General features: G+C 36.1%; 7 protein-coding genes. 4 read left to right on the forward strand and 3 right to left on the reverse strand.

Annotated elements, in window-relative coordinates; translation table 11 throughout:
- Window positions 1-26: 26 nt before the first annotated feature.
- Complete coding sequence (locus BTO11_RS08745) at window positions 27-638, forward strand: energy transducer TonB (RefSeq protein WP_181135956.1); 612 nt, start codon at window positions 27-29, stop codon at window positions 636-638.
- Between the two features lie 39 nt (window positions 639-677).
- The gene (locus tag BTO11_RS08750; protein ID WP_105052247.1) at window positions 678-1988 is read left to right on the forward strand and encodes a tetratricopeptide repeat protein; all 1311 of its coding nucleotides are present in this window, start codon (window positions 678-680) and stop codon (window positions 1986-1988) included.
- 193 nt (window positions 1989-2181) lie between these two features.
- Here the strand turns inward: BTO11_RS08750 and BTO11_RS08755 are convergent, their stop codons facing one another.
- The 3 genes from BTO11_RS08755 to BTO11_RS08765 all read right to left on the reverse strand — a co-directional run bounded on the left by BTO11_RS08755 (window position 2182) and on the right by BTO11_RS08765 (window position 9911).
- Window positions 2182-4143 (reverse strand): methyl-accepting chemotaxis protein, encoded by a 1962-nt coding sequence (locus tag BTO11_RS08755; RefSeq protein ID WP_181135877.1) that lies wholly within the window; start codon window positions 4141-4143, stop codon window positions 2182-2184.
- Window positions 4144-4356: 213 nt separating this feature from the next.
- Window positions 4357-7434, reverse strand: coding sequence for an ATP-binding protein (locus BTO11_RS08760; protein ID WP_105052249.1), 3078 nt, complete (start codon window positions 7432-7434; stop codon window positions 4357-4359).
- 2 nt (window positions 7435-7436) lie between these two features.
- Window positions 7437-9911, reverse strand: coding sequence for an EAL domain-containing protein (locus BTO11_RS08765; protein ID WP_105052250.1), 2475 nt, complete (start codon window positions 9909-9911; stop codon window positions 7437-7439).
- Window positions 9912-10094: 183 nt separating this feature from the next.
- Between BTO11_RS08765 and BTO11_RS08770 the strand changes: the two genes are divergently transcribed.
- Window positions 10095-14573 carry a response regulator gene (locus BTO11_RS08770; RefSeq protein WP_105052251.1) on the forward strand — a complete coding sequence of 1493 codons (4479 nt, stop codon included), beginning with the start codon at window positions 10095-10097 and terminating at the stop codon, window positions 14571-14573.
- Between the two features lie 2 nt (window positions 14574-14575).
- Window positions 14576-15511 carry a diguanylate cyclase gene (locus tag BTO11_RS08775; protein WP_105052252.1) on the forward strand — a complete coding sequence of 312 codons (936 nt, stop codon included), beginning with the start codon at window positions 14576-14578 and terminating at the stop codon, window positions 15509-15511.
- The last annotated feature ends 76 nt before the right edge of the window (window positions 15512-15587 follow it).

A 15587-nucleotide genomic window follows, 5' to 3' on the forward strand; every position in this document is an offset into this window, starting at 1 on the left:
TGAACTTAGCTGAACAAAAATACCCAATGATACAAAGATATATTATCGCGTTGGCTTTAGCGGCAACGGTTACTCTTGCTTTGTTATATGGCATGCAAGCGTTAATAAAAAACAGTGATAGTGTTTTTACCGACCCAGCCAAAGGCAACGTCTTGGATTTCATCCGATTAAAACAAGATGAAACGGTACAGAAAAAAGAACGTAAACCGAAAAAGCCACCGAAACCACAAACGCCACCACCGCAAATGACTCAACCTCAATTGTCATCGGATACGGCTGTGGCTAATAGTGCGGGTTTTGATTTTAGTGCCAACGTTAATGCCAATACAGCTATTGGTAATGGTTTAGCGCTAGATGCGAGTGACGGTGAATATTTACCAATTGTTAAGGTTGCACCTGTTTATCCTCGTCGAGCTTTACAGCGTGGTATTGAAGGTTATGTGATTGTTGAATTTATGGTTGATAAAACCGGTGCGGTTAAAAATCCAGTTGTTATTGAAGCAAATCCAGAAGGGTTGTTTGATAGGGCGGCTACGGATGCGGCACTTAAATTTAAATACAAACCTCGGGTGGTTAACGGTACTGCAACAGAAGTGACTGGTGTACAAAACCGTATAACTTTTGAAATGGCTAAATAATAACGGCTGCGTTTCAAGTTAAGAAATTTGGATTTAATTATGAAAACATTGTTTATACGTACCACATTAGCTTGTGCTATTACCTTAGCATCTAGTGTGCTAGATATATTGCCAGTAATTGAGATTGCATCAGCGCATGCTGCAGAAACAGGCAAGTCAGAAAAAACACGTAAACGCACACCTGCTTTAGGTGCAAGAGTTTATAGCCAGTTAGCGAGAGCACAAGAAGTTGCCGATGCGGGTGATATTAAAGCCGGCTTGGAAATTTTAGATCAGGTGAAGTCTAAGTCATCCAGTTTAAACAGTTATGAACGCGCTATGTTGCATAACTTTTATGGCTTTATTTATTACAATGATGGCCAAACAGACCTAGCTATAAAATCTTTTGAGCAAGTAGTAGAACAAGATCCTATCCCAGAGTCATTGGAGAAAAGTACCTTATTTTCATTAGCTCAATTGTCTATGGCAAATGGTAATTATGGAAAAACCATTACGTTTTTAGATAAGTGGGACTTAGTTCATCAAGGGACGTCACCAATAAATAACAATGTACTAAGAGCACAAGCATCATACCAATCAAAAGATTATAAAAGTGCAGCTAAATATATAGAAAGTGCGATTGCTCAAGCGGCCGACGAAGAAAAAGCCGCAGAAGAGAACTGGTATGTTTTACAACGTGCTGTTTATTTTGAGTTAAAAGATAATCAAAAAGTCACTGAAATCTTAGAACAAATGGTTCGTTTGTTTAATAAACCTGAATATTGGCTGCAATTAGCGGGTATGTACGGTGAGCTAGAACAAGAAGATAAACAGTTGGCGGTAATGGAAGCTGCTTATCAGCAAGGATTTGTAACACAAAAGTCTGAGTTGATGACCTTGTCGCAAATTTATTACTTTAATGGCCTACCGTATAAAGCGGCGAGTGTATTAAGTAAAGGTATAGAGCAAAACTTGATTGAAAAAAATGCCAAGAACTTGAAGTTTTTAGCACAATCTTGGCAAGGTGCTAAAGAAGCGGATAAAGCTGTTGAAGTACTTAATCAATTAGCCAGTATTACCGAGGATGGGAATGCTGACTTAAATATTGCTGAGATTTATTTACAAAAAGGTAAATCAAAACTGGTTGTGCAGCATGCAATAAAAGCAATCGCTAAAGGTAAATTAACTAACGCAGGTAACGCGTATTTAGCGCTAGGAATGGCTAATGTTAACCTTAAACAGTTTGATGATGCGCTAGAAGCGTTTAAGTCTGCTAAAGAGATTAAAAGCTCACAGCGTATGGCAACACAATGGTTGAAGTTTGTTGAACAAGAACAAAGAAGTGCTGAACAATTAGCGGCATTAAAATAAAACCAACATCAACACTCAGATATATTAGTTAACGTTAAGTTTATTCTTCTGTATACAAATCAAAAAGACAGAATAAACTTAGCTTTAGCTAACTCAAAGCTAACTCAAAGCTAACTCAAAGCTAACTCAAAGCTAACTCAAAGCTAACTCAAAGCTAACTCAAAGCTAACTCAAAGCTAACTCATTCAATAAACTAAATCTTAAAGCTATCCATTGAGCGTTGTAATAAATCACCATTACTTTCTATGTCAGAGAAAATACGTTTCATATTGTCAATTTCTGCCAGCTCATCGTTAGCGGCTTCATTAACTTTGGTGGTATTACTGGCTATTTCAGCAGTTGTAATTGATTGTTGTTCGGCTGCTGTGGCAACTTGAGTTGTTTGTGCTTCAACTTCACGGCTCATGGTTTGCAGCTCATTGGCAATTTGGGTTGCTTCATGGGTTACAGCCATTGAATCTTGTGCTGTTTGTACATTATCGCTAATCGCACTCATTACTTCTTGTGTTGCGGTTTGTAGGCCAACTAGCAAGGTTGAAATCTCAGTTGAATACGCTTGGCTACCTTTAGCTAAGTTACGAACTTCATCGGCTACTACCGCGAATCCTCGCCCTTGTTCTCCGGCTCTAGCAGCCTCAATTGCCGCATTTAACGCGAGTAAGTTAGTTTGATCAGAGATGGAGTTAATATTCACTAATATTTCTGATATCGCATTAACTTGTTGCTCCATGTAACTCGCTTTATCAGAGATTGAATTCATGTTGTCACTAAGTTGAGAAATAGCCGTTTGAGTTTTATTACTTACATCAGCAGTTTGCTGTGCTCTTTTTAACAATTGATCACTTGAGTTTAATGTCTCTGTCGCCGACTTAGCTATTTCTGAGCTCGTTGCGGCCATCTCTTCAACTGCCGTAGCGATACTCTGAGCTAATCCTTGGGTATTTAGAGCACTGTTGTGAACTTCTACACTTGCAGTATTTAAGTCATTACCCAAACGTGTATTCGTACTAATTGAAACCGACAAGCCAAGTAACAAATCTTTAAATGAGGTAATAGTAGCGTGGATCGCATTTGAAATATTACCTAGCTCATCGGAAGAATTGAGGCGTGAATCTAAGGTTAAGTCACTATTTCTAGACATGGCATTTAGCACTGTGGTCAAAGTATCTAATTCATGTTTAAGGCGTTTTATTAACGAAAGGTTAATACCCATTAACGCAAGCAGCGCCGACACAACTAATATTGAAATGACAATTAGGTTGAACATAGCATCGTCAGCTAATTTTTGAGCATGATGATGCGCGGTGACCCACTCTTTGTCTAATAACTTTTTAAACTCGCCAATTTGAACACTTGCAAGTGAAAACCATTCACTTGGTGGTACAAACTGACTTTTATCCAATACATCAGACGATTGTAAAATTCTACTATGTATATTTTTTATTTTTTGAGTGACCGTTGACGACATAATATTGTTAAATTGCTCAACTAAACTAGGGAGTTCACTGTTCTCAATGTAGATTTCGAGTAATTTCATATCCTCGATATAAGATGTTATTTCGGCTTTTTCAGATAGTGACAATTCACCTTTGGATAATATTCCATTTATTAATCCTCGAGCTTGACCTGCACGTTCTTTAAACCTGGCAATGTTTAAAATAACATTGTTGTCTTCTTTTAATATTTGGTCAAAAACTTCAGCCTGTAAAAATTGGATGGTATCAAGAGCCACTTTATTGAGAGAACTGTAATATTGGAATGCTTGAGGTGCATTTTGTTTATTAACTTTTTGACGAGTATCATTTTTTTTCTTTAAAAAATCAGTTAATAAGTGAGTGTATTTTTTTACATTTAGATGTTTGCCCCAATCTTTATCGATGGCTTTTTGCATTATGACTACGGCATTATCAGAAGACTGTCTTTGTGTATCTAGCTTAGATTTATCACTAATGGATTTTGAATTTAAATAACCTGCGGTTAATCCTCTTTCAACAGCATGGTTATGAGCAACTTTTTCAATTGAGTCCATTAATTCAGAAATTTGTTTATCAAGGTTATGACGTTGATAATTCGCTGATATATTACTTATAACCCAAATCATTAAAAATAATAGCGTTGATACACCAATTAATAAGCTAATAATTGATGATTGCATGATAGTAAGTGTCTTCCGTTTACTCGGCATTAATGTGCTCCCTAAAGCTTTTCGATATAACATTATCGACAATATGCAGAAAAATTTTAATATAATTAAACTAACTTAGGCTAAATGTAGTCAGTAACTGAAAATATGCTCTTTTTTCTAAGTCTTTTTAATTACTTAACTCAGATTAACTAAAATAAAATAATAATTGAGGTTATAGCTAGATTAACTGCTCTCTAGCCAGGATAGAACTTTACTTCTAAAGTTAATTCCATCTAATGGTTTTATAATGAAGTCATTCATTCCAGATTGAAGGCAAGCGTCTTTATCACCAGACATAGCACCTGCGGTCATCGCAATAATACTTATTTTACTATTTTCATAACCTGCTTTTCCTTGTCGTATAGCTTCAGTAGCTGCAAATCCATCCATGATTGGCATTTGGCAATCCATTAAAATTAAATCAAAGGAAGTAGATGTGTTATTCAATATATCTAATGCTTCTTGCCCATTACTGGCTGTTGTAATTTCAACAGGAAGTGCCTCCAATAAGCCAGCTGCAACTATCTGATTAATTTCATTGTCATCAACCACCAATATTGAATACTTATTTGGTTGGTCTATTTTCTTAACTGTATTTTCTGCTAGCTTATTGGCTGTGCCTGTATTAAATATTGAGTCGATTATATTTAATAGTTGGTATGGTAAAAGTGGGGTATTGACAAAGAATCCACCTTTATAAATATCAGGGGCAATTAATTCTGATTTTAAGTCTTCTAAAATTATCAGCTGACAATGACTATTTGCATCGCAGAGTTTGTGCCATTTTTCTGCAGAGTTATTAAGCATATGGCTGTCTATAAATAATAAGTCAGGCTCTCTTGTGTTACTAATGTGTTGCTCAGCTTGTTGATTATTAAATAAATAGACTTCAGCTTGCCAACGGCGGAGTTGTTTTAATAGAGGTGCATACTGTTGGCTTTGTTCACTGATCAGTATGATCTTTTTACCTAGTAATTTAGGGCTTAGCAGTGGTGATATTTGATGTTTTATCAATTTGGATTGGATTGAAAATGTAAATGTACTGCCTTTATTGAGAACACTTGTAACATGAATTCTACCACCGAGTAGCTTAACTAATTTTTTGGAAATTGATAAACCTAAACCCGTACCACCGTATTGTTTATCTGTGTTGGCAGAAGCTTGAGTAAAAGGTTGGAATAACTTTTCTTGTTCTTCAGCTGTCATACCAAGACCCGTATCTTGCACTGTGATAACACAGTCGACACGTTCTGGGTTGGTATCATTTATTGTGGTTTTGGCAGTGACTAAAATAGTCCCTTTGTTGGTAAACTTAATGGCATTACCTATCAAATTTACCAGCACTTGTTGGAACCGATAATCATCACTGACCAGTAGTTCATGTTCTATATTGGTCCAATCAAACAGTAAATCTATGTTCTTTTCCATGCAGCGTATCGACATAGTTTCAATGACTGAACTTATTGTTTGGGTTAGGTTAAACTCGTCCAATTCAATATCTAGTTTTCCAGCTTCAATTTTTGATAAATTTAATAAGTCATTTATTAGTACGGATAAATTGGAAATACTACTTTTTGCTAACTTAATATAATTAGTTTGCTTGTCGGTTAAAGGATCTTTATTGATCAACTCTAACATGCCTGAAATCCCATTTAGCGGAGTACGGATCTCATGGCTAATATTAGCGACAAATGCACTTTTAGATTGGCTGGCATCAACGGCTTTTTTGGCTAACAGCTCTAATTCTTGAGTTCGTTGATGTACTTCTTTTTCTAAAGACTCATTATGATTTATGATTTTTTGCTGGTTAACTTTTGACTCCGTGATATCACGAATGAGTGCAGCAACAGATGCTGGTGTATCTGATTTATGATGAATGACAGGGGATAAGTTAACCGATAAAAAGACTGGATTGTCTTTATCGCTATCATTTGTTACTTCATAGGTGACCGGTTGCGTTTTATTTATAATGTTGGAGAGTAGGGCTTCATCTAACAAAAAATCTTTTTTGGTTACGCCTATTATTTCATTAATGTTTTTAGAGTGTGCAAGTTCATCATTGAGGCCAAAAAGATAAGTTGCAGACTCATTCCAACTTAGTATTTTACCTGTTACGTCTAAACCAATAATTGCATCTGAAGAGCCAGAAATAATAGCCTCATAACGAGATTGATGATCGTACAAAGACAATATTTTGTTCAAGTATTTTTGATAGTAAAAAGTGACAAGAGTAACAATAGTGAATAAGGTGATTAATATAAGGATCACAAATTTGCTCTGTTGATCCCATATTTGTCCAAGTCTATTTTCCGACAGCCCACCTATGATATTTAAACTACGAAAGTCTCTAAGAGATAATCGTAATTCTGAGCCGTACATATAATATTTTTGTTGATCAAAGGTTAGTTGATTGATTTTATTATCATTAGGGAGGAGTGCTTGGTTGGTCAATTTGGACCAAATAGCATCAGGTTTATTTAAGTCAAAACCAAAGGTTAATGCCTCTCTGTCTGCGCTAATAAAGTAACCTTGGGTGTTCAATAAATAAAAGTTAAAATCGGACTGTGAAAAGGTATCTTTCATTTGTGTCAGTAAGCTTGTGGCATCTATGTTCAATATTATAAAACCAAAGAACTGATAATCCTGGTCGAAAATGGTATGAGCAACTCGATACGTTGGCCAAAGAGGGTTTTCTAAAACACCGTACTCTCGGTTTAATGATATATCTGAAATATAATCTTCATCAATGTGCAAAGGCTTAATTGCTTTGTAATAGTCGCTCTCTTGTTTACTTTGCAGTAAGGCATCAGGCACAACAATAATTTTATTATCGCGGCGTTCAACTCTAATTAACTCTCGCCCTTGATTTAGTTTTGATATGTATCGTATTTGCCTGATATCTGGATTGTTGACAATAAACGCTGAAAAAATAACTTCTAATCGCCTTTTCCATTGTTCGGTTGTTGTGCCATCAAACGGATCAATATTATTGTTATTTAATGCTCTGGTAATGCCTTTGATGGGTGGTGTGGAGTGCAAAAATGCAATATTACTTTTATTTTGGGCAAAACTTTTATTCATTAACGACACTGACGAATTTGTTGTGGCGGTTAACTTATCTAACCATTCTGTTTTTATTTGTTCTTTAGCATAGTGGCTATATATAACGTAAATCACCAGACAAATTAATGCGAATCCGCCAATAGAGAATAAAAGTAACTTGTTATTCTGAGTGAGTGCGTCGTCGATATCTTTAGTCATGATTATGTCTCATTAGGATTCTTGGTTGCCGACTCCAAAAAAGTCATAAATTCTTTTTTACGTAAAGGTTTACTATACAAATAACCTTGCCCTATACCGCAACCTAATTCCATTAACGCTTGGGCTTGTTCTTCTGTTTCAACCCCCTCAGCAATTAAGGTTAAAGATAAAGATTGTCCTAGTAAAATAATGGTTTTAACAATTTCATAGTCATGTGTATTGTTGAGCATGTCGATAACAAACGACATATCAATTTTCATTATGTCTACATTGAATTTTTTTAAATAAGATAAACTAGAGTAACCAGTACCAAAGTCATCAATAGAGATATTAATACCCAAGCCTTTTAATACTGAGAGCTTAGTTTGAGTTTCATTAATGTCGCCCATTAAAGCCGTTTCTGTAATTTCTAATTCTAAATAATGTGGCGGTAATTGAGTTTGATTTAAGACCTCAATAATTATTGCCTCTAAGTCTGGATCGGCAAACTGAGCCGCTGCGACGTTAACCGAGACAGATATTGGCATTCCTTCTTTCAACCATTTTGCTGCCTGGGTACAAGCCTTTAACAGTACCTGATTACCCAATGGCACAATTAAGCCAGAATCTTCTGCTATTGGAATAAACTCAACAGGTGAAATTAGCTGATTATTTTCATCCACCATACGGACCAATGCTTCAGCGCCCACTATATTCTTAGTTTTAAGGTTAAACTTAGGTTGGTAGACCACAATTAATTCATCATTTTCAATTGCATGGCGTAATTTGAGTTCAAGAGCATGGCGCTGCAATAAACTTTCTTCCAAATCTCCAGAGAAGAAACAGAAACGGTTACGTCCTTCTTGTTTGGCGCTATACATAGCAACGTCCGCATGACGAATTAATTCTTCTGCATCTTTTGCATCATCAGGATAAACACTCACGCCAACACTCGCGGATACATTATAAGGTTTGTCGTCTAGCATGAAAGGTTGGTGCATCGCCGTGACTAAATCTGACGCTAAGCTTAACGCTGCTTCAACGGACTGTATTTCATTCATTAAAATAACAAATTCATCGCCGCCTAATCTTGCTAGTGTAAATGCAGCGGGAAGCAATTGTTGGATCCGTCTTGCCATCTTACATATCAGCTGATCGCCAAGTAGATGGCCAATTGAATCATTTAAATATTTAAAGTTGTCGATATCTAGTAATAAGGTTGCAACTTTATGGTTTTGTCGTGCTGCGGTTTGAATTGCGACGGTTAATCTATCTTGCAGTAAAATTCTATTAGGTAAATCAGTTAATTGATCATAGTTAGCCAAATGACTCATTTTCATCGCTAATGCCATGGCTTCACTAACATCATGGAAAACCATAATAGCGCCTATAATCTCACCTTTTTCATCTCTGATTGGCGCAGCCGAATCTTCAACCGCATAAACTTGATGGGAATGTGATAATAATTCGCTATTTAACGCCATCGCGACCGTTCGTTGTTCACTTAATGCGAGATAAAGCGGGTTTAATAAAGGCTTTTTAGTATCTGCGTCCCGAAGCAACATGACGTCTTCGATTTTTTCTGGTGGCGTGTCTTTAAATCGCCACCCGGTCATTCGTTCTGCAATTGGGTTGATAAAGGTAATGTAACCTTGTGTATCGGTTGCAATAACGGCATCACCAATAGATTGTAATGTGACTCGTAGCCTTTCTTTTTCTGAATGCAGGGCTTGTTTCGCTTTTTTTGCATCGGTTATATCAACAAAAGTGACTAAAGAGCCAACTAAGACGCCTTCATTAAAGGTGGCGGATTGGAAAACACGAAAATGTTGATCTTGTTTATTACTCTGTACAGATACTGTGAACTCAATTGAATTTTTATGTTTAATTTCCGAGTGAGATAATAACCTATGGTAAACCTCTCTAGGCAAGGATTGAGTAACATGCTTGTTATGGCTTGTCTCATTAAAGCCGTCAAACCACTTCCCGGTTAAGTCATTGGAAAAAATATTATTCCAATTTTCATCCCAATAAGTAATTAACACAGGAACTGACTCAACAAGCTGAGTCATTTCTTGTTTGGCTTGTTGTAGGACTCTCGATTGGTTTCTGAGTTTTAATTGATTCATAACCCTTAAACGACAAATTTTAGGGTCAAAAGGTTTATTAATAAAATCAATCGCGCCTTTTTCTAGTGCGAGTTGTTCAGCTTCAGGTTGTTCATTACCGGTTATAAATATAACGGGAATATCTGAGGTCAGAGGATTGTCTTTTAGTATGGTACAGACTTCCCAGCCATCCATTCCGGGCATAGAAATGTCTAATAAGATAAGGTCTGGTTTTAATTCTTCACATAATGCCAGTCCTTCAGGACCATTGGTTGCAAAGTGAATACTTGCTAAGTCAGATAATGAGCTTTGTAAAAATAGAATATTTTGTATCGCGTCATCAATAATTAATACTTTTTGCGGCTGAGAATCTAATGATGTTATAAACATAAATTCTCACTTTTAATATAGGATATTAAATTAAACATCATTACACCCTCCTTGAGTAATACGCATTAAGCAAAATGAAGAAACTATTTCTATCAATAATTATTTTTATTAAGCATAGCCTATTATTTTTAATTGACTATGCTTAATAAAAATAATTTATTTAAATCAAGGGACTAATTAGATATGGAACGTGGAGATATAAAACGGGTAAATATATTAAATAACCCAATACTTATTCGATTTTTAGTTGCTTCTCTTATTATATTTGGCTGTGGTTTATATGTGGCATTGTGGGCTAAAGGCTCTGTAAAAAATAAAAATGACATTAAGTTAAATACGTTAATATCAAAAAAATTAAATGAAATCTCCAATGATATAGTTCTTGGTGTTGGTAAATATGAATATGGGTTACAAGGGCTAAGGGCTGCAGTCAACAGCGTCCAGTTAGATAAGTTTACCTACCGCCATAATTTGGATTACTCTCAAAGTAGACAATATGATATCGAGTTTCCTGGCTCTCGAGGTTTTGGCGTTATTAAAAAAGTAAACAAAAACGATCTAAATTCATTTTTAAAATATGCTGAAAAGGATAGGTCTGGTCCATTTGTATTAAAACAGCTAAATAATCCACAAGACACATTATTCATCATTCAATATATCGAACCGGAAATTAATAACCAACAAGCCGTTGGTTTAGATATCGGCTCAGAGCAAAATAGACGTTCAGCTGCGATTAAAGCGGCAGTTTCAAATACAACACAATTAACCGGGCCAATAACTTTGGTTCAGGCGAATAATAAACAAAATTATGGATTTTTATTATTATTACCTATCAAAAACTCAGTCAATGCGAGCCAAAGTTCAAATGCAAGTATAGATGGTTGGGTGTATGCGCCACTACTAATACATGAAATATTGGATGCAGTATCTGAGCTAAATATTAACTTTCGTATTGATATTTCTGACCTTTATTTAGATCAAGAGATTAACTTTTATAACTCTGACATGGACGCAGATGTTGATAGCGGTACTCGTTTAACCAACATTATTGATATTTATGGACGAAAATGGCAGATAGCGGTTTCTCCAACAGTGCCTTATGTTGAGTCTTTGGCGCTAACAAGCCCTGCAAATGTGTTTTACCAAATCCTTATATTGTCGATTTTATTATCAGTGTTGGTGTTATTTATAGGGCGTAATGTATCAAGACGATTAGATTCCCTGACTCGAAAACTCAGTTATGCGGCTGTAGTAAAAAACACCACAGAAGCGATTGTCGCGGTTGATAAAGACTTTTTGATTCTACATTGGAACACTTCAGCTGAAAGTTTATTTAGCACTTATATTGAGAACCTGGAGCGAAAAAGAGAACCTCTGATTAATTGGTTAAAACCTTATATAACCAAAGACACGTTAGTTAGCTATTTCAAACAAGTCAGTCGTGGCGAAACGATATTAAATAAATCCTTTGAATATAAAACAGACGATGTAACAACGGCTAAACAACTACAAGTTAGCTTCATTCCTTTAATGCAAAATAACGAGTTTTTTGGGGCAACGGTAAGCATCATAGATGTGACTAAACTTGTCCAACTACAGAATGAATTAGAAAATAAAAATGAGCTGTTAGAGCAACAGGTAGTAGAAAAATCAGGCGAAATACAGCGTAAAGCATTATTTCAAACGAGCGTGTTAAATAGTAGCCGTACAGCAATTATTGCTACCGATGTTAATGGCATTATTACTTTATTAAATCAAAGTGCATTAGCCTTGTTGCAATTAGAGGCGTCTACAACGTTAGATAAAACAAACATAACTGAGTTACTTCATTCAAGTCTTTCTGATCACAACAAAAGTATTAAATTTACCGACTGGATTAAAAAGCAGCTAGAGCGTCAGTCTTCTACATTAGTTACGTTTAGTCCTAAAAATGTTGAGTTTGATATTCCGGTTAACTTAACCTCATCTATCATTTTGAATGAACATGGCAATGAAACGGGTTATGTATTTCTAGCCGAAGATATACGTGAAACGTTATCTTTAAAACGACACGTGTCCTTGATTAACAGCGCCTTGGATAACTCTCAAGATGTTTTATTGTGGTTAGACTCAAAAGGTGTTGTTCTGCACTTAAATGAGTTTGCTAATATTCAATTGGGTCATAACACTCGTTCTTTACATGAACAGTCGATAAACCAGATTATGCTATTTGATGACAATGAATCTTGGGATTCAGTTAAATACGATATTAATGATAATAATCGAATTACCTTAGAGCGTTACTATCAACATAGTAATGGCGAAACCATTCCCATGCTTATCTCTTGTTGTAAGTTAGAAATAGACAACGAAATAGTTTATTACCTGGCTGCAAAGAACATCTCTATGCGGTTAAAAGAAGAGACTAAGTTGAAACTGGCTCTATCCAAAGTGGATGCAGCCAGTAAATCAAAAACTACATTTATCTCACAAATGAGTCATGAGCTTAGAACGCCGCTGAATATTACTAGTGGCATGCTGCAAATGTTGGAACTTACTGTGTTGAATGACATTCAGCGCACGAGTGTTGATGGCGCAAAGCAATCCATGAAACATCTGACTTATATAATCGACGACATTATGGACTTAAGTGATGCTGAAAGAGGCTTGTTAAAACTCGACTACAGCGAATTCATCCTTGATGATGTACTAAATGATGTTGGTTTTCAGTTGTCAGCTATGTTGGCGGATAAGCCAGTTGAAGTACACTTTGATATGGACCCAGATGTTCCAATTATGCTGATGGGGGATGTTAAAAAGTTAAGGAAAATCATACTAAGTATTGCTTCCAATGCCGTTAAATTTACACTAAGCGGTGAAGTCGTCATTAATATTAATGCACAAAGAGCGGCTGGCAAAGACGTCACTTTACTTGTTGCTATATCAGACACAGGTATTGGTATTGAAACTGGGCAACTATCGCAAATATTTGAACTGTTTTCTCAATCAGATAACTCGAGTTCTCGTCAATATGGCGGCTTAGGTGTTGGATTAACCATAGCTCATCAATTTGTGCAGTTAATGGGCGGTGATTTAACCGTCGAAAGTGAAATAAATGTCGGTTCTACGTTTAGTTTCCAACTTCCGCTGGTGGAGGTAGAGGCTAGTAGTAAGCTTGTTCCTGCTGAGCTTGCTAAACCGTTAAATATACTGCTGGTCGATGATAATCAAACAGCGTTAAATATATTAGGTAACACGATTAAATTACTTGGTTGGCAAGTTTGTGTCGCCTCCAATGCAGAAGATGCATTTACATTATTTCAACAAGCGATAAAAGATGAACATAGGTTTGATCTTGTATTACTCGACTGGAAAATGCCGAAAACGGATGGTTGGCAGCTTGCTGAAAAAATCAGAAGTATTACACCGATTGAAGAGGTGCCTTTAGTTATAATGGTTTCAGCTACTAGTCGTCAGAAACTTGCCGAAAAAGCGTCAGAGTCTAAGTCTGCACTGAACGGCTTTATTACTAAACCTGTCACTAGGACAATGTTAGTTGACGCTATTTCTGATGCGGTAAGTGCATCTCAACAAAAGCAAATACCACAAGAGATTAAAGTAAAAGGCAAGCCACTAGATGGTAAGTCGATTCTAGTCGTTGAAGACAATCCGACGAATCAATTGATTGCTAAAACATTATTAAAAAGCCAAGGGGCTGAGGTTGTGGTTGCCGAGGGCGGATTAGTTGCTCTTAAGGAGTTAGAACAAAGCTCTTTTGACTTTGTCTTAATGGATATTCAAATGCCAGATTTAGATGGTTACGAGACAACGCGTCGTATTCGAGCGAATGAAAAGTACTTGTCTCTGCCTATCTATGCAATGACGGCAAATGTATCAGACTCAGATAAAGAGTTGTGTTACCAAGCTGGTATGGATGGACATATAGGTAAGCCGTTCCAATTAAACTATGTGGTTGAGCAAATATTAAAAGAGACATCAGGCAGTAGTGCGTTAAAAAGTGCATCTAGCGGTAATAAAAAGTTACATCAGTCTTTAACTGATGACGTAATTCAGTATTGTGAGAATAAACAAATTGATATAAAAACGAGCTTAGCTAGATTTAACTATTTAACCGACTTATATAAACGCTCGTTAGAGTTGTTTGTTGACGACTTAAAAGTTGACCTTGTTACCTTAAGTGCAAAGTCATCTGAGCCATTAGGGCAAGACACTCATATTTTATTCCACACCATGAAAAGCTCGGCTGCGAGCCTTGGTTTTAAAGATTTATATAATATAGCAAAAACGATTGAACAGCAGATTGACGATAATGCTCTAGAGTCAGATGCTTCATTATCCCAGACTCAGCTTAGCTCTGTGGTGAAATTAATGGAGCAAGCGGTTAATGATATTGAAGGATTATTAAATATATTATTAATTGAACCGTTGGAAATTAGTGTTGTTGAGGGTACAGTAGATTTAAAAGAGGGTTTTAATGTTCTGTATCAAGATGTTGCTCAGTTTAATATGAAAGCAATCGACTCATATAAAAATATAGCATCGTCGCTAAATTCGTTATCAAGTTCGTTGTGTGATGAGTTAGTGCAGAACTTAAATAAATTACAATTTACAGAGGCAAAAGTGCAATTAGACGCGCTTAGAAAACTAATAGTGGAAGACTAAATATGGTCAATGTATTAGATAACAATGCTGAGTTAAACTTAAGTCATTCAAAAATATTAATAGTGGACGACCAACCTATTAATATTCAATTGATATATAACATTTTATCTAGCGACTATTCTATTCTGGCTGCAACCAATGGCGACCAAGCTATTGAGGTTTGCCAGAATGATCCCCCAGATCTGGTTTTACTCGACGTTGTTATGCCTAATATGTCTGGTATAGAAACCTGCGTTATTTTAAAACAGAGATTATCCACCGCTGAGATCCCGATTATATTTATTACGTCTTGTGATGAACAAGATGAAGAAAATGATTGCTGGGAAAGTGGGGGCGTTGATTTTATTAGTAAACCCATTAACCCAATCACCCTTAAAAATCGAGTTAAAGCGCACTTATCGCTTAAATATCAAAGAGATATTCTTAATAGTTTAGTTTATAAGGATGACTTGACGACGATTTTTAATCGCCGTTATTTTGATGAACATATTGTTAAAGTAGAAAAAAGTGCGAATAGAGAAAAAGTTGATGCCGCTGTTATTCTGATTGATATCGACCATTTTAAACAGTTCAATAAAATCTATGGCCATATTCGCGGTGATATTACGTTAAAAGAAGTCGCGGATAGTATTCAAGACGCTTTAATGCGACCAAGTGATTTTGTTGCTTATATGGGCTGCGCTCTTTTTGCCGTAGTGTTACCTAACACAACACCTCAAGGCGCGATTGAAGTGGCGATTAGAATTAGAAGAGCGGTATTTGCTTGTAAAATTGCCCACCCAGATTCTAAATATAAATTTATCACTGTAAGCCTAGGCGTATCTACCGTTTTCTTAGCGCAAGATAAGATGGTGCCATTACTTGAAGATGCTGAGCAGTATTTACAGCAAGCAAAGGAAGTAGGCCGCAATATTTGTAAGTATCCTAAGTTAGGCTAACCAGGGTTAGCCTTTCCTATATTACGGTAATCACCTTGCTCGCTCATTTTATCAATTTAATGACTAAAACAGCCCC

This window comes from Psychrosphaera saromensis, from assembly GCF_002954545.1.
GTDB classification, from domain to species: domain Bacteria; phylum Pseudomonadota; class Gammaproteobacteria; order Enterobacterales; family Alteromonadaceae; genus Psychrosphaera; species Psychrosphaera saromensis.

Excerpts from the sequence above, each read along its gene's own strand:
- BTO11_RS08745 (WP_181135956.1), top strand. The coding sequence starts at position 27 with ATGATACAAAGATATATTATCGCGTTGGCTTTAGCGGCAACGGTTACT.
- BTO11_RS08750 (WP_105052247.1), top strand. The coding sequence starts at position 678 with ATGAAAACATTGTTTATACGTACCACATTAGCTTGTGCTATTACCTTA.
- BTO11_RS08755 (WP_181135877.1), bottom strand. The coding sequence starts at position 4,143 with ATGCAATCATCAATTATTAGCTTATTAATTGGTGTATCAACGCTATTA.
- BTO11_RS08760 (WP_105052249.1), bottom strand. The coding sequence starts at position 7,434 with ATGACTAAAGATATCGACGACGCACTCACTCAGAATAACAAGTTACTT.
- BTO11_RS08765 (WP_105052250.1), bottom strand. The coding sequence starts at position 9,911 with ATGTTTATAACATCATTAGATTCTCAGCCGCAAAAAGTATTAATTATT.
- BTO11_RS08770 (WP_105052251.1), top strand. The coding sequence starts at position 10,095 with ATGGAACGTGGAGATATAAAACGGGTAAATATATTAAATAACCCAATA.
- BTO11_RS08775 (WP_105052252.1), top strand. The coding sequence starts at position 14,576 with ATGGTCAATGTATTAGATAACAATGCTGAGTTAAACTTAAGTCATTCA.